At 40.0% G+C, this 26,410-nt stretch carries 20 protein-coding genes; 12 read left to right on the forward strand and 8 right to left on the reverse strand.

Annotated elements, in window-relative coordinates; all coding sequences use genetic code 11:
- Nucleotides 1-218 precede the first annotated feature (218 nt).
- The 4 genes from glpQ (at nucleotide 219) to lon (ending at nucleotide 6,565) form a co-directional block, all read left to right on the forward strand.
- Entirely contained in the window at nucleotides 219-1,307 is a 1,089-nt protein-coding gene (gene glpQ / locus EL121_RS01585; RefSeq protein WP_039197157.1) for a glycerophosphodiester phosphodiesterase, read from the forward strand.
- A gap of 198 nt (nucleotides 1,308-1,505) precedes the next feature.
- Nucleotides 1,506-2,951, forward strand: coding sequence for a glycerol-3-phosphate transporter (glpT, locus tag EL121_RS01590; protein WP_039197159.1), 1,446 nt, complete (start codon nucleotides 1,506-1,508; stop codon nucleotides 2,949-2,951).
- 142 nt (nucleotides 2,952-3,093) lie between these two features.
- The gene (locus EL121_RS01595) at nucleotides 3,094-4,002 is read left to right on the forward strand and encodes a hypothetical protein (protein ID WP_039197161.1); all 909 of its coding nucleotides are present in this window, start codon (nucleotides 3,094-3,096) and stop codon (nucleotides 4,000-4,002) included.
- A 154-nt stretch (nucleotides 4,003-4,156) separates the two neighbouring features.
- Nucleotides 4,157-6,565, forward strand: a complete 2,409-nt coding sequence (gene lon / locus EL121_RS01600) for an endopeptidase La (protein ID WP_039197163.1) — start codon at nucleotides 4,157-4,159, stop codon at nucleotides 6,563-6,565.
- A 55-nt stretch (nucleotides 6,566-6,620) separates the two neighbouring features.
- Here the strand turns inward: lon and ispC are convergent, their stop codons facing one another.
- Nucleotides 6,621-7,811 carry a 1-deoxy-D-xylulose-5-phosphate reductoisomerase gene (gene ispC / locus EL121_RS01605; RefSeq protein WP_039197165.1) on the reverse strand — a complete coding sequence of 397 codons (1,191 nt, stop codon included), beginning with the start codon at nucleotides 7,809-7,811 and terminating at the stop codon, nucleotides 6,621-6,623.
- 70 nt (nucleotides 7,812-7,881) lie between these two features.
- Nucleotides 7,882-10,089: a GTP diphosphokinase gene (relA, locus tag EL121_RS01610; protein WP_039197168.1), complete on the reverse strand. Its 2,208-nt coding sequence runs from the start codon at nucleotides 10,087-10,089 to the stop codon at nucleotides 7,882-7,884.
- A gap of 330 nt (nucleotides 10,090-10,419) precedes the next feature.
- Between relA and hemA the strand changes: the two genes are divergently transcribed.
- The 6 genes from hemA (at nucleotide 10,420) to rsmA (ending at nucleotide 17,459) form a co-directional block, all read left to right on the forward strand.
- Complete coding sequence (gene hemA / locus EL121_RS01615) at nucleotides 10,420-11,730, forward strand: glutamyl-tRNA reductase (RefSeq protein ID WP_039197171.1); 1,311 nt, start codon at nucleotides 10,420-10,422, stop codon at nucleotides 11,728-11,730.
- A gap of 161 nt (nucleotides 11,731-11,891) precedes the next feature.
- Entirely contained in the window at nucleotides 11,892-13,409 is a 1,518-nt protein-coding gene (gene der, locus EL121_RS01620) for a ribosome biogenesis GTPase Der (RefSeq protein ID WP_039197174.1), read from the forward strand.
- A gap of 112 nt (nucleotides 13,410-13,521) precedes the next feature.
- The gene (gene hldE, locus EL121_RS01625; protein ID WP_039197176.1) at nucleotides 13,522-14,952 is read left to right on the forward strand and encodes a bifunctional D-glycero-beta-D-manno-heptose-7-phosphate kinase/D-glycero-beta-D-manno-heptose 1-phosphate adenylyltransferase HldE; all 1,431 of its coding nucleotides are present in this window, start codon (nucleotides 13,522-13,524) and stop codon (nucleotides 14,950-14,952) included.
- 16 nt (nucleotides 14,953-14,968) lie between these two features.
- Nucleotides 14,969-15,508 carry a bifunctional pyr operon transcriptional regulator/uracil phosphoribosyltransferase PyrR gene (gene pyrR / locus EL121_RS01630; protein ID WP_039197178.1) on the forward strand — a complete coding sequence of 180 codons (540 nt, stop codon included), beginning with the start codon at nucleotides 14,969-14,971 and terminating at the stop codon, nucleotides 15,506-15,508.
- Nucleotides 15,509-15,591: 83 nt separating this feature from the next.
- Entirely contained in the window at nucleotides 15,592-16,536 is a 945-nt protein-coding gene (locus EL121_RS01635) for a peptidylprolyl isomerase (RefSeq protein ID WP_039197179.1), read from the forward strand.
- Between the two features lie 53 nt (nucleotides 16,537-16,589).
- The gene (gene rsmA, locus EL121_RS01640; RefSeq protein WP_039197182.1) at nucleotides 16,590-17,459 is read left to right on the forward strand and encodes a 16S rRNA (adenine(1518)-N(6)/adenine(1519)-N(6))-dimethyltransferase RsmA; all 870 of its coding nucleotides are present in this window, start codon (nucleotides 16,590-16,592) and stop codon (nucleotides 17,457-17,459) included.
- A 126-nt stretch (nucleotides 17,460-17,585) separates the two neighbouring features.
- On the opposite strand, the gene upp is transcribed toward rsmA, so the two are convergent.
- The 6 genes from upp to leuA all read right to left on the reverse strand — a co-directional run bounded on the left by upp (nucleotide 17,586) and on the right by leuA (nucleotide 23,699).
- A complete protein-coding gene (upp, locus tag EL121_RS01645; protein WP_014991759.1) occupies nucleotides 17,586-18,212 on the reverse strand; it encodes a uracil phosphoribosyltransferase in 627 nt (208 codons plus the stop codon).
- 66 nt (nucleotides 18,213-18,278) lie between these two features.
- Entirely contained in the window at nucleotides 18,279-19,964 is a 1,686-nt protein-coding gene (fadD, locus tag EL121_RS01650) for a long-chain-fatty-acid--CoA ligase FadD (RefSeq protein ID WP_039197183.1), read from the reverse strand.
- A 10-nt stretch (nucleotides 19,965-19,974) separates the two neighbouring features.
- A complete protein-coding gene (locus EL121_RS01655) occupies nucleotides 19,975-20,403 on the reverse strand; it encodes a SoxR reducing system RseC family protein (RefSeq protein ID WP_039199022.1) in 429 nt (142 codons plus the stop codon).
- A gap of 225 nt (nucleotides 20,404-20,628) precedes the next feature.
- Nucleotides 20,629-21,189: a sigma-E factor negative regulatory protein gene (locus tag EL121_RS01660; protein ID WP_039197185.1), complete on the reverse strand. Its 561-nt coding sequence runs from the start codon at nucleotides 21,187-21,189 to the stop codon at nucleotides 20,629-20,631.
- Between the two features lie 19 nt (nucleotides 21,190-21,208).
- Entirely contained in the window at nucleotides 21,209-21,787 is a 579-nt protein-coding gene (rpoE, locus tag EL121_RS01665; protein WP_039197187.1) for an RNA polymerase sigma factor RpoE, read from the reverse strand.
- Between the two features lie 364 nt (nucleotides 21,788-22,151).
- Entirely contained in the window at nucleotides 22,152-23,699 is a 1,548-nt protein-coding gene (gene leuA / locus EL121_RS01670; RefSeq protein WP_039197191.1) for a 2-isopropylmalate synthase, read from the reverse strand.
- A 600-nt stretch (nucleotides 23,700-24,299) separates the two neighbouring features.
- Between leuA and EL121_RS01675 the strand changes: the two genes are divergently transcribed.
- Nucleotides 24,300-25,115, forward strand: coding sequence for a Cof-type HAD-IIB family hydrolase (locus EL121_RS01675; RefSeq protein ID WP_039197193.1), 816 nt, complete (start codon nucleotides 24,300-24,302; stop codon nucleotides 25,113-25,115).
- 98 nt (nucleotides 25,116-25,213) lie between these two features.
- Nucleotides 25,214-26,392 (forward strand): efflux RND transporter periplasmic adaptor subunit, encoded by a 1,179-nt coding sequence (locus EL121_RS01680; protein ID WP_039197194.1) that lies wholly within the window; start codon nucleotides 25,214-25,216, stop codon nucleotides 26,390-26,392.
- Nucleotides 26,393-26,410: the final 18 nt, after the last annotated feature.

Consider the following 26,410-nt stretch of genomic DNA (forward strand, 5'->3'; position numbering starts at 1 on the left):
ATTGTATAAAAATGAGCGTTTTGGAACAAGCAAATGAGCAGAAAAGAAATCAAAAATGTGATAATGCTCACAAAGATTTAAAAAATGAGGATATTTGTTAAATTCTTTGTGGAATAGATCACAAATTTGTACAAATGTGCTTTTCTATTCATTTTGTTCGGTTATGCTGTGCGCGGTTTGTTGATAAACAAACATTTAAGCTAATCAAGGAGAAAATAATGAAATTGAAAACATTAGCTATGAGCTTACTTGCAACAGCAGTTTTAACCGGATGTACCGCACAGCAAGCCGCTGATAAATCAGCTCAGCCAGAAAAATTAATCATTGCACATCGTGGAGCGAGTGGTTACCTACCTGAACATACGCTTGAGTCTAAAGCACTTGCTTTTGCTCAACAAGCGGATTATTTAGAACAAGATCTTGCGATGACAAAAGATAATCGCTTAATTGTTATTCATGACCATTTCTTAGACGGTTTAACTGATGTAGCGAAGAAATTCCCGAAACGTGCGCGTAAAGACGGTCGTTTCTATGTTGCTGATTTCACCTTAAAAGAAATCCAAACACTTGAAATGACGGAAAACTTCAAAACAGAAAACGGTCAACAAGTACAAGTTTATCCAAATCGTTTCCCAATGTGGAAATCTCATTTCCAAATTCACACCTTCGAAGATGAAATCGAATTTATCCAAGGCTTAGAAAAATCAACCGGTAAACAAATCGGTATTTACCCGGAAATCAAAGCACCTTGGTTACATCATCAAGAAGGCAAAGATATTGCATTAGAAACCTTAAAAGTATTGAAAAAATACGGCTACGATCAAAAATCGGACAAAGTTTATTTACAAACCTTTGATTTTAACGAGTTAAAACGTATCAAAACTGAATTGTTACCAAAACTCGGTATGGATGTGAAGCTCGTTCAATTAGTCGCTTATACCGATTGGCATGAAACTGAAGAAAAAGACGCGTCAGGCAAATGGATTAACTATAACTATGACTGGATGTTCAAAGACGGTGCAATGGCGGAAGTGGCTAAATATGCCGATGGTGTAGGCCCGGGTTGGTATATGTTGGTGGATGATAAAAACTCAAAATTAGGTGATATCAAATACACGCCAATGGTAAAAGATATTGCGAAAACTAACATGGAATTACACCCGTACACTGTACGTAAAGATGCGCTTCCGGAATTCTTTACCGATGTAAATCAAATGTATGATGCGTTATTAAACAAAGCGGGAGCAACCGGGGTATTTACCGATTTCCCTGATACAGGTGTGCAGTTTATTAAAGGTACTAAATAGGCGTTTTTGAGCGAAAACGAATACTAAATTTGTGAATTGCTGATATTTTTAGCAAATATGTTGAAATATTTTCATAAAAGTGTGAGTGAATTCACAAATTTAGATAAATAATATGGAGTATTACTCTTTTTTCGTTAAAATACGCATGATTGTTCGTAATCGAACGTTTTATCAATATATATCATTTGGAGTGTTTCTATGTTTGGTCCTTTTAAACCGGCTCCGCATATTGCGGAATTACCGGCAGATAAAATAGATGAAAGATATAAATTCCTACGTTGGCAAGTATTCGCAGGTATCTTCTTCGGATATGCCGCATATTATTTTGTGCGTGCAAACTTCGACCTTGCGCAAAAAGGTTTAATTGAAGCAGGTTTATATAACAAAGCTGAATTAGGTATTATCGGTACCGGTGCAGGTTTAGCTTATGGTCTTTCTAAATTCGTCATGGCTTGGATGTCAGACCGTTCAAATCCGAAAGTATTTTTACCGTTCGGTTTACTATTATCAGGTCTTTGTATGACAATGATGGGCTTAATGCCGTGGGCAACTTCAGGTATTGCCGTCATGTTCATCATGATTTTCTTAAACGGTTGGTTCCAAGGTATGGGCTGGCCTCCATGCGGAAGAACAATGGTTCACTGGTGGTCTAAATCTGAACGTGGTTCAATCGTATCTATTTGGAACTGTGCGCATAATGTGGGCGGTATGGTTCCGGGTCTGATGGTTTTCTTAGCCGGTGCCGTTTATTTCAATACGACCGGTGTTGAAGCTACCGCTAAAGATGTATGGCAACAAGCGCTTTACTACCCTGGTATTGCAGCAATGATTGCAGCTATTCCGATTTATTTTATGATGAAAGATACGCCACAATCTTGCGGTTTACCTCCAGTTGAAAAATGGCGCAATGATTATCCGGATAATTACGATGAAAACAAATCTGAACAAGAGTTAACCACAAAAGAAATTTTAGTGACTTATGTTCTGAAAAATAAATTATTATGGTATATCGCAATCGCTAACGTATTTGTTTACTTAATCCGTTATGGTGTATTGAAATGGTCGCCAGTATATTTAGGTGAAGTTAAACATTTCAACATTAAAGGTACTGCTTCTGCATATATCATTTATGAACTTGCAGCGATCCCGGGTACGTTATTATGCGGTTGGGTTTCTGACAAGATCTTCAAAGGTAAACGTGGTTTAACCGGTTTCATCTTTATGATTCTTACTACTGCGGCTGTTATTGCGCTCTGGTTAAACCCTGCAACGCCAGAAGCTGAATTAGCACAATACGCTGGTAAAGCATGGTATGAAAACCCATATCAATTAATGGACTTCATTTTAATGACTACTATCGGTTTCTTAATTTATGGTCCTGTAATGTTAATTGGTTTACATGCGCTTGAGTTAGCACCGAAAAAAGCGGCAGGTACATCAGCAGGCTTCACCGGTTTATTCGGTTACTTAGGTGGTACGGTTTCTGCTTCAGCAGTTGTAGGTTGGGCAGCTCATGAATTCGGCTGGGATGGCGGTTTCTATGTCATGATCACCGGCGGTGTGTTAGCTGTGTTATTAATGCTTATCGTAATGCTTGAAGAAGGCAAACATAAAGCAAAATTAGGCGACCACTACGGTAAATAATTAACTCGCTTACAAAAGGAAGAACAATTGTTCTTCCTTTTTTTCATCCTAAAACCACTATTTGTCATCAATTTGCCATATAACTAAGGTTAACTAGCTACTAACTTCCTTAACCAACAACATTAAATAACTGGAGAATCATATGAAATTATCAAAAATTGCACTTACGTTAAGCTGTTTATTTATGACTTCTATTAGTGTTGCAAATCAAAGCTGCCTCTCTCCGTACGCAGAAGCATTACCTAAATACGAATATACTTTAAACAAAGTAATGGAGGTCAATGGTCGCCAAGGTGTCACCACTGATGGTAAATATCTCTATGTATCTGGTTCAGCGTCTCTCGCCAAATATGATTTAAACGGAAAGCTCATTACTGAAAACAAAAAACCGTTCATCGGTTATCAAAAAGAAGCCAATCATATCGGTGATATCGATATTTATAACAATGAGTTATATATTTCCTCCGAATGGTTTATGGACGGTGTAGGTAAAAATATCCAAATTGCCATTCATGACCCTGATAGCTTAGCATTTAAGAGAGCGGTAGATTTTTATCCGGAGTCAGGGCAATTAGAAGTATCAGCAATTACGGTCGATACCGTCAATCGTAGTGTTTGGATGGCATCTTGGGTTGGAGAAGAAAGTGGTCGCTATTTATATGAATATGATCTTGATAGCGGCAAATATAAACGCAAAGTTCATTTACAGCCGGTTCCGCAATGGATTCAAGGTATCTTCGCCCATGAGGGAGATTTATACCTGACGGCAGATGACGGAACTGCCGATGAGAAAGAACACGATCACTTATATCGTGTAGAACTTTCTACTAAAAATAACGAAGCTCGAGTTGTGCTAGAGCGTACCCTTGATGATGTGAAAGATTACGGTGAAATCGAAGGGCTCGTAATCAATCCAAAAAGCAAGCAATTGATTGTTCACGCTAATCGCGGCAAACAAATCGTATTAGGAATGCCGAAAGGTTTTTACCCGGGATATGATCGTGAAATTAGTGAACTGTATTTTTATCAAATGACGCCTAGATGCCAATAATCATTTCTTTTCTACTCATTTCTTACAAGGAAATAATCTCGGATTATTTCCTTTCTTTTTTAACTTTAATCAAATTTTTTCTTGTTTTTCCAAATTTCACCCCCATAATGGGAAAATTAATATTTTGATAGAACATTAAGAAGAGAGCAAATTCATGGCACCAAGAAAAAAGAAAGCAATTGAGTTACCGCTACTTCCGTTACGTGACGTAGTGGTTTTTCCTTATATGGTTATGCCGTTATTTGTAGGGCGAGAAAAATCGATTCAAGCCTTACGTGCAGCAATGGATAGCAATAAACAATTATTCCTTGTAACTCAGCAAGATCCTAATAAAGAAGAACCAACAACTGCTGATGTATATGATGTTGGTGTAATTGCCAATATTATCCAAATGCTAAACCTTCCGGACGGTACGGTAAAAGTACTGGTTGAAGGTCAGCAACGTGCCAAAATTGAACATATTCACGATGATGAAAACGGCTTCTGGGCTGGTGTACAAGTCATCTCATCGGAATTTGATGAAGAAGATAGTGAACTACAAGCAATCGCTAAAGCAACACTTAATGAATTTGAAAATTACGTAAAAAATAATAAAAAGATTCCGGCTGAAATTCTGCCTAAATTACAAAAAATCACTTCGGAAGACCGCTTAGCCGATACGATTTCTTCAAACCTCATTGCGCCTGTGAAGAAAAAACAAGCGTTACTTGAAGAAGCAAATCTTATCGCTCGTTTTGAAGCGTTATTAGTTGCGATGGCGACGGAAATGGACTCTCTGGAAACAGAAAGCCGTATTCGTAATCGTGTTAAGCAACAAATGGAAAAAAACCAACGTGATTACTATTTGAATGAGCAAATTAAAGCAATTCAAAAAGAATTAGGTAATGGTGAAGATGCCGAACAGAGCGAATTAGATAAACTTAAAGAGAAAATTGATGCAGCTAAATTACCGGTAGAAGTAAAAGAAAAATTAGACGGCGAATTTAAAAAATTAAAAGCGATGCCGCAAAGTTCTTCTGAAGCAACGGTAGTACGCAGTTATATTGACTGGATTTTACAAATGCCGTGGCATAAAAAATCTGCGGTCAAAAAAGACTTAGCGAAAGCGCAAGCCGTATTGGATAAAGATCATTACGGACTAGAAAAAGTTAAAGAACGTATTGTGGAATATCTTGCGGTACAAAGCCGCTTAAATAAACTCAAAGGCCCAATCCTTTGTTTAGTTGGTCCCCCGGGTGTGGGTAAAACTTCTCTTGGTCAATCTATCGCTAATGCGACCGGACGTAAATATGTCCGTATGGCACTAGGTGGCGTGCGTGACGAAGCGGAAATCCGTGGTCATCGCCGTACTTATATCGGTTCTATGCCGGGTTCATTAATGATGAAAATGGCAAAAGTCGGCGTGAAGAACCCGCTATTCTTGCTCGATGAAATCGACAAAATGGCGCAGGATATGCGTGGCGACCCGGCATCTGCATTACTTGAAGTGTTAGATCCGGAACAAAATAAAGCGTTTAACGATCATTACTTAGAAGTCGATTACGATCTTTCTGATGTCATGTTTGTCGCAACATCAAACTCAATGAATATTCCACCGGCACTACTCGACCGTATGGAAGTTATTCGTCTTTCCGGTTATACCGAAGATGAAAAAATGCACATTGCGCGTGAACATTTAATTGCTAAGCAGCAAGAAAATAACGGCTTAAAAGCAGGTGAATTAACCATTGAAGATAATGCGATTTTAAGCATTATTCGTTACTACACTCGTGAAGCCGGTGTGCGTGGTCTTGAGCGTGAGATTGCTAAAATCTGTCGCAAAGCGGTTAAGACTTTAGTGTTAGACAAGAAAGTTAAATCACTGACTGTAACAGAAGAGAATATTGCGGATTACTTAGGTGTAAAACGTTTTGATTACGGCAAAATGGATAACCAAAACCGTGTAGGCGAAGTAACCGGTTTAGCATGGACAGAAGTTGGCGGCGATTTATTAACGATCGAAACAGCATCAGTAAGCGGTAAAGGTAAATTCTCATTCACTGGCTCATTAGGCGACGTAATGAAAGAATCTATCCAAGCGGCGATGATGGTGGTACGAGCCAGAGCTGCTCAATTAGGTATCGCAGATGACTTCCACGAGAAACGTGATATCCACGTACACGTGCCGGACGGTGCAACACCGAAAGATGGTCCAAGTGCGGGTATCGCAATGTGTACCGCATTAATTTCAAGTCTAACCGGCAACCCTGTTCGTAAAGAGGTGGCGATGACCGGTGAAATTAGCTTACGTGGTAAAGTTTTACCAATCGGCGGCTTAAAAGAGAAATTACTGGCTGCACACCGTGGCGGCATTACCACCGTGATTATTCCAAAAGACAATGAAAAAGATTTGGAAGAAATTCCGGAAAATGCAAAAGCGGCATTAACGATTCATGCGGTCGAAACAATTGATGAAGTATTATCAATTGCATTGGAAAATCCGCCAATGGGGATTGAGATCATTCCGGCAAAATCTCAAACGATTAAAGTGAAAAAATCTCGCTCAAAAGCGGCAATTCAATAAATTTATCGTTTAAAGTAAAAAACCTCGAATATTTGTTATTCGAGGTTTTTCTTTTTTATAGATTAATCACGGCTTGTTCCGCCAATTCTCGTGCCAGTTTATCAATATGTAACACATCGGCAATTTCTTTTACTTGAATCGGCGCGATATTTTCAACGACCGTTCTATTCACATTCACAATATCAATAAAACGAATACGTTCATTTAAGAAAGCCTCTACCGCCACTTCGTTTGCCGCATTCATTGCGGTTGTCGCATATTGTCCTTCCGCAAACGCATCAATCGCTAATTTCAAATTCGGATAGCGGGCAAAGTCCGGTTCGATAAACGTTAATTCTTTCAATTTAAAGAAATCTAACGGCTCCACACCGGCATTAATCCGTTTCGGATACGCCATTGTATGCGCAATCGGTGTACACATATCAGGATTCCCCATTTGAGCGATAACCGAGCCGTCAATATAACGTACCATCGAATGAATAATGGATTGCGGATGAATAATAATTTCCATTTCCTCTGCCGAAGCGTTAAATAACCAACGAGCTTCAATATATTCCAAACCTTTATTCATCATGGTGGCACTATCGACCGAGATTTTCTTACCCATCGACCAATTCGGGTGTGCAACCGCTTGTGCCGGAGTAATAGTGGCAAACTCATCGAGCGGTTTTACACGGAACGGACCGCCTGAACCGGTCAAAATAATTTTACTCACGCCTAACTCTGCAAGCGGGCAAAAACCGACTTTTTGTTGCGCTTCCGGTGGTAGAGATTGGAAAATCGCATTGTGTTCGCTATCAACCGGTAATAATTGTGCGCCGGATTTTCTCGCCTCATCAATAAAGATTTGCCCGCAAGTGACTAACGATTCTTTATTTGCCAATAAGACTTTTTTACCGGCTTTAACCGCTGAAAGGGTTGGTAACAAACCTGCCGCCCCAACAATCGCCGCCATCACCATATCCACTTCGGGGTGAGCGCTCAGTTCACAAATCGCTTTTTGACCGCTTAATACTTCGGTTTTTACATTGAATTGTTTGAGCTGTTCCGCTAATGCTTTTGCTGCGTTCTCATCATCTAATGCGGCAAATTTCGGTTGAAACAATAAGCATTGTGCTGCCATTAATTCAACATTTTTACCACCGACTAAACCGAATACCTCGTATTCCGTTTTGTTCTGTTCCACCACAGATAAAGTGCTTTTACCAATTGAGCCGGTTGAGCCTAAAATCACTAATTTCTTCATATACATTCCTAATCACTAAAAACAAGCAGTCTCTTTTGCAACTTTTTTCGCAAATTTGACCGCTTGTCACTTAATTTGATAAGCGTTTCGCTTCAATAACATCTTCAAGTTGTGCAATACGCGCTAATAATTTACCTAGCATTTCAACATTGCTCAGTTCAATTCCCATATCCATAATGGCTAGACTGCGTTTCGCATCAATACGGCTTGAGACACTCAACACGTTAACTTTCTCATTTGCCATTACCGCACTCACATCACGCAATAAACCATTGCGGTCATTTGCAGTTACTCGAATCGCTAAACTGAAGCCACTCGCATAATTCGTACCCCATTGTGCACCGACTACCCGTTCCGGATTTGCACTACGCAATTCAAACAATTGTTCACAATCGGCACGGTGAATCGAAATTCCGCGTCCTTGCGTGATATAACCGACAATCTTATCGCCCGGAATCGGCTGACAACAACGAGCAATGGTGTGCATTAAATTACCGACGCCATCAATAATAATTTGTCCGTTTTTGCCTTTGTGCTGATTCGCATTATTGGCATGTTTATTCACTTGTTTCAGTACCGCTTCGTCTTCTTGTTCTGCGGTCGGTTTGATTAACTTACTTTGTAAATAATGGCTTAACTGATTCAGACGAATATCGCCACCGCCGATCCCTGCATACAAATCATCAAATTGTTTCAGATTATAGCGTGGCAACGCATATTGCTCGATTTGCTTATAAGTAAAGCCGAAACGCGCCATTTCCGCTTCCAATGCTTCTTTGCCGATCGGAATATTTTTCTCTCTATCCAGTTTCTTAAACCAAGCGATAATTTTTGCACGCGCTTTGGAAGTATTTACGAAGCCTAAATTCGGGTTTAACCAATCTCGGCTCGGGTTCAGATTTTTCTGAGTAATGATCTCGACCTGATCGCCCATTTGCAATAAATAGGTGAATGGTACAATTCGTCCGGCAACTTTAGCACCAATACAACGATGCCCTACTTCACTATGAATCGCATACGCAAAATCAAGCGGTGTCGCATTTTTAGGTAAATCAATTACCTCGCCGCGCGGGGTAAACACATAAACACGATCGTCAAATACTTGAGATCGCATTTCCGCAACCACATCGCCCGAATCCGCAATATCATTTTGCCACGCCAATAATTTACGTAACCAAACGATTTTCTCTTCATAGCCAGAACGACCAGCCGTTGCACCTTCTTTATATTTCCAATGCGCCGCAACGCCTAGTTCCGCATCGTCATGCATTTTGCGGGTACGAATTTGTACCTCGATAGTTTTATCGCCCTCCCCCAACACTACGGTATGAATCGATTGGTAACCATTCGGTTTCGGATGTGCGATATAGTCATCAAAATGCTCCGGCAAATGCTTATATTGCGTATGAATAATCCCCAAAGCAGTATAGCAATCTTGTAGATTCGGCACGATGACACGTACCGCTCTTACGTCAAACAGCTGTTCGAAACGCAGATTCTTCTTCTGCATTTTCTTCCAAATACTGTAAATATGTTTCGGACGACCATAAACTTCAATATCACTAATCTGTTCTTCTAAAGAAGCGGTCAAATTCGCCACAAAATTTGCAATATAACTCTCACGCTCTAGACGGCGCTCGCCTAATTGCAACGCAATCACACGATAACATTGCGGGTGTAACGCACGGAAGCAGTAATCTTCCAGCTCCCATTTAAGTTGCCCGATACCTAAACGATTAGCGAGCGGCGCATAAACGTGCGAACATTCTTTGGCGGCTAAAACCAAATCTTCTTCCGTATGCAGATGTTTATCGCGCAAATAGGTAATTCGTTCGGCAAGTTTGATGACTACGCAACGGAAATCATCCACCATCGCAAGTAACATACGGCGGATATTATCGATTTGTAAATCGGAAGCACTGTTCGCACTTAATTGACGGATATTATCCATTTCGATCACGCCTTTAACCAAATTTTTCACTTGATTACTAAAGCGTTCTTTTACTTGAACGAGATCGATAATATTGTGTTTAACGAGAGGAAATAATAACGCGGCGACAAGAGAATCATCATCCATATTTAAGCCGTGTAGGATTTCGACCATTTCAACACCGTCCCACATTAAATGGTAAGTTTCGGTATCTAATTTCTCTTGTGCATAACACCAGGCAATTTGTAATTCTTCAAAGGTTATGGGCGACATTTGTAAAGCTGCACTCCAACTCGCTAACTCAAAAGTACTAGGGTTAAGCTCGTGTGACCGGCGAATCGCTACCATAAATCCTCCTCTTGTAAAATCTTACGGATATTTAACCGCTTGGCGGCTAGAAATTGTTTAGCATTATACTTGGATTTGCGAATTATTGTTAGTAGTTAACGATACCTTATTGTTATCTATCCGCTACAAATTACTCACTCCTTCACTTAATTAATTACGTCATAAAAAAGTATTTGCCTAATTTTTAAAAATCACCCCACCTCTTTCGAGGTATATAAATTGTGATAAATCAAACCAATCTCTACAATTAATTGCAGGGTATCTATCGATTGGTTAGAATGACCTACGTTTTAAGCGGCATTTTGCCGTTTTTCTTTTGTGTGGGATTCAATGACAATTTTAGCTTTAGGTATTAACCATAAAACAGCATCGGTGAGTTTGCGAGGAAAAGTAGCGTTTGATGAAGTCAAACGTCAGCTGGCGTTCGAGCAAATTCAGCAGCGTGGTTTAGCCGAAAGCGTTGTTATCTTATCAACTTGTAACCGTACCGAACTCTATTTCCATCATTCGGAAATTACACCACAAGCAGAACATGAGGATAATCTCGCTTGGCGAGAACAATGTTTCGAATGGTTTGCCGAAATCCATCAACTTGATCACGCTGAATTACGTGAATGTATCTATTTCAAACAGAATTTTGAAGCCGCTCGTCACTTAATGCAGGTAGCTTGCGGATTAGATTCACTAATTTTAGGCGAGCCACAAATTCTTGGCCAAGTAAAGCAAGCTTACCAAGACAGTGAGAATTTTTATCAGTCACAAGGCACTCAAGTTTCGACCAAACTTTCTCGTTTATTCCAGCGTACTTTTTCAACCGCGAAGCGTGTTCGTTCTGAAACGGAAATCGGTTCAAGCGCAGTTTCTGTCGCTTATGCCGCTTGCGGTTTAGCTCGCCAAATTTTTGATAATTTCGGCAAACTGCGCTTCCTATTAGTCGGTGCTGGCGAAACCATCGAATTAGTAGCACGTTATTTAATTCAACACGGTGCAAAAAATATTATGATTGCAAACCGTACTCACGTACGCGCGGAAATGTTAGCGGAACGTTTAGAAACGCAAATGCAAATTCTGTCACTCAGTGCGTTACAAATCGGTTTAAATCAGGCGGATGTGGTGATTAGCTCAACCGGAAGTCCGGATATGTTAATTAGCAAAGAAATGGTTGAGATTGCCCAAAAGCAACGCCAATTTGATCCAATGCTGTTAATTGATATTGCCGTGCCTCGTGATATTGATGAGAAAGCCGGTGAACTGGATGCAGTCTATTCCTATAGTGTTGATGATTTGCAAAACATTATTCAACGCAATCTTGCCCAACGCCAACAAGCGGCAGAACAAGCGGCTGAAATCGTAGAACAGGAATGTAAAGCTTTCTTTGAATGGTTAAAACAACAGCAATCCAGCGATTTAATTAAACGCTATCGCCAAGATGCCGAACAAACTCGCCAAGAACTACTCAATAAAGCGATGCAAGCGATTAGCGCAGGGCAAGATGCAGAGAAAGTCTTAAATGAATTGAGTTATAAACTGACTAACAGCTTATTACATGTACCTACTCAAGCCCTCCAAGCAATGGCGAAAAGCGGTAATTCCAAAGGCCTACAATGTTTCTCTAAAGCCCTAAAATTAGAAGAACAGTAACAACTCAGAAATTCAAACAAACAAGCGGTCGATTTTCGGTAAAATTTTGCAGAAAATCGACCGCTTGTTTTCGATCCTTTTTCCGTTCTCAATGCTTTTAGTATATAATATGACGATTTTGCGACTCGCAAAGACAGAATTTTTAGAAGGACAGAATAATAATGACTCCAGTTGTTGCCCTTGTCGGCAGACCGAATGTGGGTAAATCCACTTTATTTAACCGCTTAACCCGTACGCGCGATGCGTTGGTAGCGGACTTTCCGGGGCTAACTCGTGACCGTAAATACGGTCATGCGAATATCGCCGGTTATGATTTTATCGTAGTTGATACCGGTGGTATCGACGGTACGGAAGAAGGTGTTGAAGAAAAAATGGCGGAACAATCGCTACTCGCGATTGAAGAAGCGGATGTTGTACTTTTCTTAGTTGATGCACGTGCCGGCTTACTGCCTGCGGATATCGGTATCGCTCAATATTTACGTCAGCGTGAAAAAACTACCGTGGTGGTAGCAAACAAAACGGACGGTATTGATGCGGATTCACATTGTGCGGAATTTTATCAATTAGGCTTAGGTGAAGTTGAACAAATCGCAGCGGCACAAGGCCGTGGCGTAACACAACTTATCGAACAAGTATTAGCGCCATTAGGCGAGCAATTAAATGCGGATCAAGCGGTCGAAAACGAGGAAGATTCTGCAAATGAAGAAGCGGATGAATGGGATACCGATTTCGACTTTGATAATGAAGAAGATACCGCATTACTTGACGAAGTATTAGCAGACGAAAGTGAATCGATTGAAGATAAAAACATCAAGATTGCTATCGTCGGTCGTCCGAATGTGGGGAAATCGACCTTAACCAACCGTATTCTCGGCGAAGAACGTGTAGTAGTTTACGATATGCCGGGTACGACACGTGATTCAATCTATATTCCGATGGAGCGTGACGGTCAGCAATATACGATTATTGATACCGCCGGCGTACGTAAACGTGGTAAGGTCAATTTAGCGGTGGAAAAATTCTCCGTGATTAAAACCCTACAAGCAATTCAAGATGCGAACGTAGTATTACTTACCATTGATGCGCGTGAAGGCATTTCTGATCAAGATTTATCATTACTTGGCTTTATTCTGAATGCCGGTCGTTCACTTGTGATCGTCGTTAATAAATGGGACGGCTTATCACAAGATATTAAAGATCAAGTGAAATCCGAATTAGATCGCCGTTTAGACTTTATCGATTTCGCTCGTGTGCATTTTATTTCTGCATTACACGGTTCAGGCGTAGGTAACTTATTTGACTCTGTAAAAGAAGCCTACGCTTGTGCGACACAGAAAACATCAACTTCAATGCTGACACGTATTTTACGTATGGCAGCGGATGAGCATCAGCCGCCGTTAGTAAACGGTCGCCGTGTGAAATTAAAATACGCTCACCCGGGTGGTTATAATCCGCCGATTATCGTGATTCACGGTAATCAAGTCGAAAAATTAGCAGATTCTTATAAACGTTATTTAAGTAATTACTTCCGTAAGAGCTTGAAAATTATCGGTTCACCGATCCGTATTCAGTTCCAAGAAGGGAATAACCCGTTTGCGGGTAAGAAAAATAAACTTACGCCAAACCAATTACGTAAACGTAAACGCTTGATGAAGTTTATTAAGAAAAGTAAGAAATAATTAGACAAATCTCTCCCTTATATTAGCGCCCGTCTTTGACGGGTGTTATGACTGAACAAGGTTTAAGGCACTCGTCACAGACGAGCGCCGTCATTTAATTGAGAAATTAACTATGATGATGCAATACTCTCCGAAATTTAATAACGCTAAAGTACTTGTACTTGGCGATGTGATGTTAGACCGTTACTGGTTTGGTGCGACAAACCGTATTTCTCCGGAAGCGCCTGTGCCGGTGGTAAAAGTACAAGATATCGAAGAACGTGCCGGTGGCGCAGCGAATGTGGCAATGAACATTGCCAGCCTTGGTGTACCGGTCGCCCTTCACGGTTTAATCGGGCAAGATGATGCCGGCCGTGCTTTAGATAAATTACTCAATTCACATAATATCCAAAACCACTGTGTTGCATTGGATTCACACCCAACCATCACCAAATTGCGTATTCTGTCACGCCATCAACAACTATTACGTTTAGATTTCGAAGAAGGCTTTCATCATGTCGCAAGCGATTCTCTACTTGCAAAACTTGAGCAAGAAATTACCGCTTATGGTGCATTAATCTTATCAGATTACGGTAAAGGTACACTTGAATCAGTACAACAAATGATTCAAATGGCACGTAAAGCCGGCGTACCAACACTCATTGACCCGAAAGGTACCGATTTTGAGCGTTATCGCGGTGCAACGCTCTTAACACCGAATATGTCTGAATTCGAAGCGGTAGTTGGCCACTGTAAAGATGACGATGAAATCGTAGAGAAAGGCTTAAGACTGATTGCTGACTTCGAATTAACTGCATTATTAGTGACTCGCTCGGAAAAAGGAATGACGTTACTACGTCCAAACCAAGCACCATTCCATTTACCAACCCAAGCGAAAGAAGTTTATGACGTAACCGGTGCTGGCGACACGGTGATCAGTGTGCTTGCCACTGCGATTGCTGACGGTCGCCCTTATGAAGAAGCCTGTTATTTAGCGAATGCAGCAGCTGGGCTCGTTGTGGGTAAATTAGGTACTTCAACCGTCACGCCAACTGAGTTGGAAAATGCCATTCATCACCGTGAAGAAACCGGCTTCGGGATTTTAGCGGAAGACGAATTAAAACGTGCGGTAGAACAAGCAAAACAACGTGGTGAGAAAATTGTAATGACCAACGGCTGTTTTGATATTTTGCACCCGGGTCACGTTTCTTATTTAGAAAATGCACGTAAATTAGGTGATCGTTTAATCGTAGCGGTAAATACCGATGAATCGGTAAAACGCTTAAAAGGTGAATCTCGCCCGATTAACGATTTAAGCGCTCGTATGGCGGTACTTGCCGGTTTAGCTTCTGTGGATTGGGTAGTACCTTTTGCGGAAGATACGCCTCAACGTCTTATCGGTGAAATCTTACCTAACTTATTAGTCAAAGGCGGTGATTATAAACCTGAAGAGATTGCCGGCAGTCAAGAAGTTTGGGCAAATGGCGGTGAAGTCAAAGTATTAAATTTTGAGAACGGTTGTTCAACAACAAACGTGATCAAGAAAATTCAGGCATCAAAATAAGTGTTCTTACTCTATAATGGAAAAAATTATTATTGATGCCGAACAGTTTCAGCGTACGATATCTCGAATTTCTCATCAAATTATCGAAAAGCATGCTTCATTGGATAATTTAGTTTTAGTCGGAATAAAACGTCGTGGCGCTGAAATTGCCGAAATGTTACAAAAAAGGATATCGGAACTCTCGCAAACAGAATTACCGTTAATGGCGTTAGATATTACCTTCTACCGTGATGATTTGAATTTTATTCATCAAGATCCGATTTATACCGGTGCGGAAGATCAGGTTGATATTGAAGGCAAAAATGTGATTCTGATTGATGATGTGCTCTTTACCGGACGGACAATTCGAGCAGCATTAGATGCCTTATTAGATTTCGGGCGGGCAACTCGTATAGAACTCGTTATTCTAGTGGATAGAGGACATCGAGAATTACCGATTCGAGCTGACTATGTCGGGAAAAATATCCCGACCGCTCGTAATGAACAAGTCCAAGTAAGGACTCAACATTATGACGGCGTAAATCAAGTCGCTTTAATTCGAGCAAATAACGAATAAAACAACGTTCCGTATGAACCTTTTTTCTGAATTTTGCTCTAATAGACTTTAGGGCTTATCTTTAACTTTAAGGGAATTCACAAATGAAATTAATCTCTGCAAAATCATTATTACTCACATTGGTTGCAGCAGTCGGTATTTCACAATCTGCAATGGCATGGGAAGAACGTGTTGTCGCAACTGTGGACGGTGTACCGGTGATGGAAAGCGAAGTGCAACGTTTACTTGGTAAAAATGCTACGGAAGCACAGCACAAAGCCGCTGTTGAACAGGCTATTGATGATGTTCTTATTCAAAAAGCCGTCAAAGAAGCCGGTGTCAAAGTCAATTATGCTCACGTAGATCAAGCGATCGAGCAAATTGCAGCTCGTAATGGTATTACCTACGGTCAATTACTGGATGCGTTAGACTATCAAGGCATTACATTAAATCAATACCGTCAACAAATTGCTCAACAAATGGCAATGGAACAAGTGCGTAATATTAGCATTGGAAAATCAATCCAAGTTCAGCCACAGGACGTTCAAGCACGTGCGCAAGAATTATTAGCACAAGATAAAGCAAGCGGTAAATTAAAAACTGTGACCGGCAATCAATACCGTATTAGTCATATTTTGCTAAAAACAACACCGGTACTCAATGACGCAAAAGCTAAAGCAAAATTAGCGCAAATTACCGCAGATATTAATGCAGGTAAAACAACTTTTGAGCAAGCGGCGAAATTAAATTCTGTTGATTATGTTTCTGCAGCAGACGGTGGCGATTTAGGGTATAATTTCTTAGATATTTACGATCCTGCATTTGCTAAAGCGGCAAGCACTGCAAAACAAGATCAAATTACTGCGCCGTTCAAATCTCAGTTTGGTTGGCATATTCTTAAAGTAACCGGTAGCCAACAAGGCGACCGCACTGAAGATGCATATCACCAGCGCGCTTATGAGCAATTAGTTGATAAGCAAGCGCAAGAAGCCTCTAGAGACTGGGTGAAAGCGTTAAGAAAAACAGCTAACGTTCAATACGTTAAATAATTTTTGAGAACCTCGCGACTGCGAGGTTCTTTCCTTATTTCTAAAGAGTAAAAATGAGTTCTCCAAATTCTAAAAAACACTTAGGTCATACCGCTCGTAAGCGTTTCGGCCAAAACTTCCTACACGATATGAATGTTATCCATAATATCGTGTCTGCCATCAACCCTAAAAATGGTCAATTTTTACTTGAGATTGGTCCGGGTTTAGGTGCGTTAACCGAACCTGTTGCTGAGCAAGTGGATAAATTAACGGTTGTTGAGTTAGACCGAGATCTTGCCGAGCGTTTACGTCATCACCCGTTCTTAAATCACAAATTAACGATTATCGAACAAGATGCGTTACGTTTTAATTTCCGTGAATATTTTGAAAGCCTTGAATTAAAAGAAGGCGAAGGTGTTCGAGTATTCGGTAACTTACCGTATAACATTTCAACACCGTTAATGTTCCACTTATTCAAATTCCATGATTTGATTCAAGATATGCACTTTATGTTGCAAAAAGAAGTGGTAAAACGTTTATGTGCAGCACCAAATAGTAAAGCGTATGGTCGTTTAACCATTATGGCGCAATATTATTGTCAAGTAATGCCTGTATTAGAAGTGCCGCCGACTGCATTTAAACCGGCACCAAAAGTAGATTCTGCCGTGGTACGTTTAATGCCGCATAAAGTATTACCGCATCCGGTGAAAGATGTGTATTGGTTAAACCGTGTCACTACACAAGCATTCAACCAACGCCGTAAAACCTTACGTAATGCTCTATCAACCTTATTTAGTCCCGAGCAATTAGAAGCGCTGAATATCGACCTAAACGCACGTGCGGAAAACTTAAGCATTGCGGACTATGCTCGGTTAGCTAACTGGTTATATGACAATCCTCCGGCAGTGGATAATCAAGAAGAAATCGTTGACGAAGATATTTAGCCTTAAGCAAGCGGTTAAATTTGTAAAACATTTTGCAAATCAGACCGCTTGTTACAAGATAAATAATTTTGTAGATATAAAAAAACCTAAGATTTCTCTTAGGTTTTTTTATCTTTTTACCGAAAATTATTTTGTACCGAAAATCTTATCACCGGCATCACCAAGCCCTGGAACAATATAACCATGCTCATTTAGGTGGCTGTCAATTGAAGCGGTGAATAATTCTACATCCGGGTGTGCAGCTTCTAACGCTTTAATCCCTTCCGGAGCCGCAACAAGCACAAGCACTTTAATTTGTTTACAACCTGCTTTTTTCAATAAATCAATGGTTGCAATCATTGAACCGCCGGTCGCTAACATTGGATCCACAATAATCGCTAAGCGCTCTTCTACATCATTTGCTAACTTAGTGAAATACGGTACCGGTTCTAACGTTTCTTCATTACGGTAGATACCAACTACACTGATACGAGCACTTGGGATATGTTCCAATACACCGTCCATCATACCTAGGCCTGCACGTAAAATCGGTACCACTGTTACTTTTTTACCTTTAATACGCTCAACTTCGACCTTACCACACCAACCGTCAATTTCTACTAATTCTGTTTCAAGATCAGTTGTCGCTTCGTATGTTAATAAACTACCCACTTCTGTCGCTAATGCACGGAAATCTTTGGTATTAATATCCGCTGCTCGCATTAAGCCTAATTTATGTTTTACTAATGGATGTTTAACTTCTACAATTTTCATTTGTGGCTCCTAAGCATTTAAATGCTAACTTATTATAAGCAGGGCTGCCCCTGCCTTTCCTAAAACTTATACGCTTTGTACTTTCGCTAATTCTTCATCTCGCAATACTCGTCGTAAAATCTTACCGACATTGCTCTTCGGTAATTCATCACGGAACTCAATTTCACGAGGAATCTTATAGCCGGTGAGATACTGGCGGCAATAACTACGCAATTCTTCACGTGTTAAGCTCTCATCTTTTTTAGTAACAAAGATTTTAATTGCTTCACCTGATGCTTTACTTGGTACGCCAATTGCAACCACTTCGTTTACTTTCGGGTTATGCGCAACAACATCTTCGATCTCATTCGGATATACATTGAAACCGGAAACAATAATCATATCTTTTTTACGATCAACAATGCGTAAATTCAGATCTTCACCCATCACAACGATATCGCCTGTTGCCATCCAACCATCTTTTAAAACATCTGCCGTATCTTCCGGACGCTGCCAATAGCCTTTCATTACCTGAGGACCTTTCACTAAAAGCTCGCCTCGTTCTCCCATTGGTACATCATGTCCTTCATCATCGACAATACGAATATCGGTATTCGGTACAGGGATCCCAATCGAGCCGGTATGTTCAGTAGAGTCCGAGCGTGTTGCCGCAATCAATGGCGAGCATTCAGTCATGCCATAACCTTCAATAATATGGCTACCGGTTAACTCATGCCAACGTTTTGCAACTGCAGATTGAATTGCCGCGCCGCCACCTACACTCAATTTTAAATTTGAGAAATCAACTTCTTTGAAGTTTTCATTATTCAATAATGCATTAAATAATGTATTTACACCAGTTAGAGCAACAAAACGATATTTTTTTAATTCTTTGACGAATCCGGGAATATCTCGAGGATTCGTAATCAATAAGCCTGTTACCCCAAGCTCAATAAACAGTAAGCAATTTACTGAAAGCGCAAAAACATGATAAAGCGGTAAAGGAATCACTGCAATACGCTCACGCGTATTCTTAAGTAACGGCTCGGCAACCCATTTTGCCTGTAGAACATTTGCAATCACACTACCATGCGTTAACATTGCGCCTTTGGCAACACCTGTCGTACCGCCGGTATATTGAAGAAACGCAAGATCGTCTTTATAAACCGTCGGCTTCACATACTGACGCTGTTTACCAATACTAAGTGCTTCTCGGAAACTAACTGCATGCGGTAATTTATATTTAGGTACCAACTTTTTCACGTATTTCACGACAAAGTTTACCAATGTGCGTTTACCAAAAGAAAGCTGATCTCCCATACGAGTCAAGATCACATGTTTAACACTTGTATCAAACACCACCTTTTCTAGCGTTGCGGCAAAGTTTGACACGATAACAATTGCTTTCGCACCACTATCATTTAATTGATGTTCAAGTTCTCTCGGAGTATAAAGCGGATTGACGTTAACGACGACCAATCCCGCTCGTAATGCACCGAATAATGCTATTGGGTATTGCAATAAATTCGGCATCATTAATGCAATGCGTTCGCCTTTTTCTAGGCGTAATTCATTCTGTAAATAGGCGGCAAAAGCACGGCTACGCTCTTCCAACTTACGAAATGTCAATACTTTGCCCATATTAATATATGCCGGCATATCCGGGTGCCTACGCACAGCTGATTCCAACATTTCAAGTAACGATTCATATTGATTAACATCAATAGTTTGAGCTGAACCTTCCGGGTAATTTTTTAGCCAAATCTTATCCATATCGTCTCCACTAAATCCGTCCTAGAAATACAGGTGTGAATTCACTTTCCCGTATTTTACTCATCATTTTTTTTATTCCGATAAAAGTTCCGCCCGTGCAAATACACATAGCCAAAACAACCCATAATTCATTTGTAAAAAGCTGAGAAAATCCGACCGCTGATAAAATGATTACGAATAGCGGTACGGCATAGATCCAAAAAACACTACGTAGCAAGGTTTGCTCTGCTAGACCGATTCGAATTTGCTCGCCGACCGCAAGCGGTTCATTCACCTTTAATTCAAATTGCGGTGTAAATTTCTCTCCGGCTAAAGCAGATAACGATTTTGTTCCGCAACTTTCTTTTGCCGTACAACTACCACATGCGCTTTTAGCACTACATTGCACAGTTGCTAGACCATTTCGATAACTCATTACTGTTGCAGTTTCAACCATCATTATTTTGTTCCCCCGCATTATGTACCTATCGCTGTTTCCATCCGAAGAATAAAAACGCTCTTTCTGTTTGATTCTAAACACTTAGAGGACAGAGGTCTGAATAGGTAATAAAAAAGCGGTAAGATTGTAGCAAATTTTTACAAAAAATTCGCTAAATCTTACCGCTTAATTAGGCTAATAATTTAACCTGTTCAATAATGAAACGGAAATAATAAGTTCTCAAACTTAATTTGCCTTTTTCATTTCACTATTTTCTACTGGTCCCATTGAAGAAGTATGTGCTTTTACTTTTTGCTCTTCCGACTTTAAACGATGTCGAGATTCATCCATAGAAGCATCTTTTTCAGGCGCATTATAGCTTACCGGTCGAACCGAGTCGCTAAATGGCTGAGTCTGCAACACTGGTTGATCTGCTTGTGCGATATCATTATTGTCCGCCCCCATCATATTCACACCAAATACTGCAACTAAACAAACTGAAGCTGCAATACCTGCTTGCATAAGTGGCGTTCCCCAGCGTTTAAGCTTGAGCAACATACCTTTTGGCTGCGGCTCATCCACTTTTACCGATGATGGAGATTCAATCTCTTCATTTTCAAGCAATGCTTCCATTTTTGCAGAGAAATCATCACCAAGAATGATTTCCTCACCATGCATTACACTGCTAATTGCATGGTAGCTAGCCCATTTTTGCTTTAATTCAGGATCGTTACATAACTCATTGATAAACGCATCATCGACATTATGCCCATCCATAAAAGCTGATAGGGTTTCTCTTTGTTGCATAATAAACTCCGATTGAATCTTAAATCTGCTGCATAAGAGGATTAATTTTTGCATCAATTGCTTCTCTTGCCCTGAAGATACGTGAACGAACCGTACCTACCGGGCATTGCATCACTTCTGCAATCTCCTCATAGCTTAACCCTTCTAACTCACGCAAAGTAATTGCGGTTTTAAGCTCTTCAGGCAAGCTCTCAATTGTGTCAAAAACAACACGTTTTAATTCTTCGGATAACACCATACTTTCCGGCGTATCCCCCTCACGAAGTTGCACCCCTACATCAAAACTTTCAGCATCTTCTGCCAAAATATCCTCTTTAGGCGGACGTCTTCCTAAGGCTGTTAAGTGATTCTTAGCTGTATTTACTGCAATACGATAAAGCCACGTATAAAAAGCACTTTCCCCTCGAAAAGACTCTAACGAACGATAGGCTTTAATAAATGACTCTTGCACAATATCTGGAATATCATCACGTGCGACATAACGAGTTAATAAACCCGCTACTCTATTTTGATAACGCACGACGAGTAAATTAAATGCTTTTTTGTCACCTTGCTGTGCACGCTCAACCAATATTTGATCGGCTACCTGCTCACTCATCTATCTGCGTTCTCCTAACTTAGTTACGCGTATATTCTTTCGTCACTTCCACATCATATACCACTTAGTATATAAAGCTATTGGAAAGTTCCTAAAAGAATAGGCTAATTAAAAAATTTACAAATCATTTTAATCCGAATATACAAGAAGCCAGTATTGACGCAAATACATGCTGTTTACTAGACTCCTCACATATAAAAAAATTCAATTTTTCGCTAATAAAAAGATCGTATGGTTAATAAATCAACAAAAAGATCATAATCCATATATAAATGAAGCGGTCAGATTTTACTGGATTTTTGCAAAAATACCACTCTATCTGACCGCATCTTTCTATATTTTTAAAATTTTCTGATACTTTTCTCTATTTCTTTGCTTTTAAATCTGCAACTTTATGTGCACGATAAATCGCATTAATTGCATGAATCAAAGCACGAGCCGAAGACTCAACAATATCAGTAGCTAAACCGACACCATGGAAACGACGTCCTTCATGCTCAACCACAATATCTACCTGTCCTAGTGCCTCTGCTCCTTCACCTTTTGCAGTAAGGTTATAATGAGACATTTTAATATCCATCCCCACAATTTTGAGAATCGCATTATACACTGCGTCCACCGGACCATTACCACCATTCGACACTTCACTAACACGTTTGCCATCAAGTTCAACTTGAACAAAAGCGGAAGCCGGTAAACCGCTAACCATTTGTGAAGTAATCACATCTAAATGCAATCTGTCTTCATCACCTGCCTGCATATCAATAAAGGCAAGCGCTTCTAAATCGTAGTCAAACACTTGACCTTTTTTATCGGCTAATTTTAAGAATGCATCATAAAGTTTATCCAAATCATAATCGCTTTCTTGGTATCCCATTTCAGCCATATGATTTTTCACTGCCGCACGCCCCGAACGAGCGGTCAGATTTAATTTTTCTTTCTTCAAGCCGATTGTTTCAGGCGACATAATTTCATAGGTGTTTTTATTTTTCACCATACCGTCTTGATGAATACCCGATGAGTGCGCAAACGCATTTGAACCGACAATCGCTTTATTCGGCTGAATCGGCATATTACATAATTGGCTGACCATTTGGCTGACACGATGAATTTCTTGGGTGTTAATGCGAGTATCTTTACCATTGAACATATCTTGACGCGTTTTAATCGCCATTACTACTTCTTCCAATGCCGTATTACCCGCACGTTCACCAATACCGTTAATCGTACATTCGATTTGTCTTGCACCGTTTAATACCGCTGTCAATGAGTTTGCTGTTGCCATACCTAAATCATTATGACAATGCACAGAAACAACCGCTTTATCAATATTTGGTACACGGTTCATCACATTCGCAATAATATCGCCATACTGATATGGTAAGCAGTAACCCACTGTATCAGGAATATTTACCGTGGTCGCACCCGCATTAATCGCTGCCTCTACAATACGACAAATGTTATCAATGCCGGTACGCCCCGCATCTTCACATGAAAACTCCACATCATCGGTATAACTTCTTGCACGTTTTACCGCTTTTACCGCCATGTCAACCACGTCATCAAACGAACGTTTTAATTTAGACTCAACGTGAATTGCCGAACTGGCAATAAATGTGTGAATACGGAACGCTTCCGCCACTTTTAATGCTTCCGCCGCAACATCAATATCTTTATCTACCGCACGAGATAACGCACAAACACGGCTATTTTTAATATGTTGCGCAATGGTTTTTACTGATTCAAAATCCCCTGCAGATGAAACCGGAAATCCAACTTCCATTACGTCAACACCTAAGCGCTCAAGCGCTAAAGCAATTTGTAGTTTTTCTTTTACGGTTAAACTTGCTTTAAGCGCCTGTTCGCCATCACGTAATGTCGTATCAAAAATAATAATGTTGTTATTGCTCATGGGATTCTCCATTAGTGTTAAACACTGATTTAATTAAATAAGTAAAATACCTACGATAAACACTCATTTGTTCTTTTTTATTATTTCTTTTAAAAAATGAAGAAAAAATAAAAAAAAACCCGCATCGATGTGCGGGTAAAGTGTGGATAGTGAACTATTTTCGTCCAACCAACCTTTATCCTCGCACAAAATGCGATAACAGAAGAAGTCGGAGAGAAAGTAGTTTTTCCATTGTGTTGTGTGTGTTTATGTTTGCATAGTTATTCGAAATACAAGATCTATATTAGCTTCAAATAGAGTGAAGTCAATAGAATTTTTCACTCCTCGCAAACGTTTTCTTGATAAATTTAAATCCCAAAATAGTGATAAATTCTTTAGTTAATAAATTAATTAGCAATTAATCCCAAATTAATATTCTTACTCCAAATAAAAGCAATGCCTTTTTACAAATAGCGAAGCCTTACACTTTTTATTCGTTTTGCGATTTTTTAAACAATTTTTGATTAAAATAACATAAACCTACTATTTTCTTTGAAGATAAAGCCTAAATTTGCTAGCCTTTATAGCATAATTGCCTAAAAAATATTTGAGGAAATAATTATGAATCAACCATTTAAAGCTATCGTTTCAGACTTAGATGGTACGTTATTAAATGCGGAACATAAAATTGGTCATTTTACGATTGAAACATTAAGTAAACTTGCAGCACAAGGTATTGATATTTTTCTGGCGACCGGGCGTAATTTGCCGGATGTAAAACACATTATTAATAAAGTGGATTTAAAAGAAGCAATGCTGATTACTTCAAATGGTGCGAGAGCCAATTTTCTTTCCGGCGAAACCGTACTCAATCACTATATTCCTGAAGAAATTGCCCTTCAATTAATGCAGACACCTTTTGACCCAACTCGTGTATGCCTAAATACTTACCAAGGCGATGATTGGTTTATCAATGTCGATATCGAACAACTAAAAAAATATCATAAAGATTCCGGTTTTACTTATCAGGTAGTGGATTTTAGTAAACATCATGGCAAGCAAACGGAAAAAGTCTTCTTTATCGGGAAAACACCGGAAGATCTTATTCCGATCGAGACTTATATTCGACAACAGTTTGGCGATCAGCTTTATATCACTTATTCCGGTATTTTATGTTTAGAAATCATGCATAAATCCGTTTGCAAAGCGAATGCACTGGAAGAACTGGTCAAACTACGTGGCTATACGTTAGAAGATTGTCTAGCATTTGGGGATGGAATGAACGATGTAGAAATGCTCTCTCGTGTTGGCAAAGGTTGTATTATGGAGAATGCGGATCCAAGACTAAAACAAGCGCTTCCGAACAATGAGGTGATCGGTAATCACAAAGAGGAAGCGGTCGCCAACTATCTTCGTTCGACCTTTGGTATTATTTAATCTGCAAATAAGCGGTCAAATTTCGGAATTATTTTGCAAAAAACAGGTCAAAAACGACCGCTTACTTAATTGATATCCATTACTAAATCGGAAAACAAATGAAACTAAAACCTATCATTACCGCATTAGTGCTTGCGGGTATTGCAGCCGCAAGCTACTTCTCTTTCTCGAGTAGCGATGAGGCACAACAAGTTCACTATATTACCGAACCCGTTACCCGTAGCACGATAGATAAAAGCGTACTTGCAACCGGTTCAGTACGCGCAAGCAAACGTACTGAGGTTGGTGCGCAAGTTTCAGGAAAAGTGATTAATCTTTATGTAACGCTTGGTCAAACGGTCAAAAAAGGCGATCTGATCGCTGATATTGACTCTAGCAACCAAAGTAACAGTTTAAGCACAGCAGAAGCTAATCTCGCTTCTTATCAAGCTAAGTTATCTTCTGCGCAAGTGGCTTTAGAAGTGGCACAATCAAACTACGCGCGTTTAAGTAAGCTATATAAACAAGCAAGTGCCTCACAGGCAGACCTTGAAACGGCAAAAAATACCCTAGCGGCAGCAAAAGCAAGCGTGGATGAAGCGAAATCACAAATCAAGTCGGCACAAATTTCGGTAGCTGATGCGAAAACCAATTTAAATTACACCCAAATTGTCTCACCGATGGACGGAACGATCGTATCCGTTCCGATTTCTGTTGGACAAACCGTGAATTCGGCACAAACTTCACCAACGATTGTGCACGTTGCTGACTTATCAAAAATGTTAATCAAATTAGAAATTTCAGAAGGAGATATTGCGCAAGTTGTGAAAGGGCAAAATATGACATTCACTACGCTCGCCGAACCTAATCATAAATACCACAGCAAAATTGATAGTGTCGATCCGGCGTTAACCACGCTCAGTGATGATAGCGCCTCAAATAAATATACTGAAAAAGCCGGTAATACCGAGGCAATTTATTACTACGCTAATTCCTTAGTGGACAATACTGAGCAACGTTTACGGATTGGTATGACTGTACAAGGACAAGTAGAAATTGCCAAACGTGAAAATGTGCTTGTGGTGCCGACATCCGCATTGAAGAAAAAAGGTAACGAGATCTTTATACAAGTTTTAGAAAACAACCGACCGGTTGAAAAGAAAGTTGAGCTTGGCTTAGCGGATAGCCAATATACGGAAATCACTGCCGGAGTGACCGAAGGTGAACAGGTTATTACAACACAGCGTTCAGATAGCGAACAAATCAGTATACAACCACGTAGTAGAGGTCCCTTCTAATCTAGAAAAACAAGCGGT

The sequence above is a fragment of the Actinobacillus equuli genome (assembly GCF_900636745.1).
GTDB lineage: Bacteria > Pseudomonadota > Gammaproteobacteria > Enterobacterales > Pasteurellaceae > Actinobacillus > Actinobacillus equuli.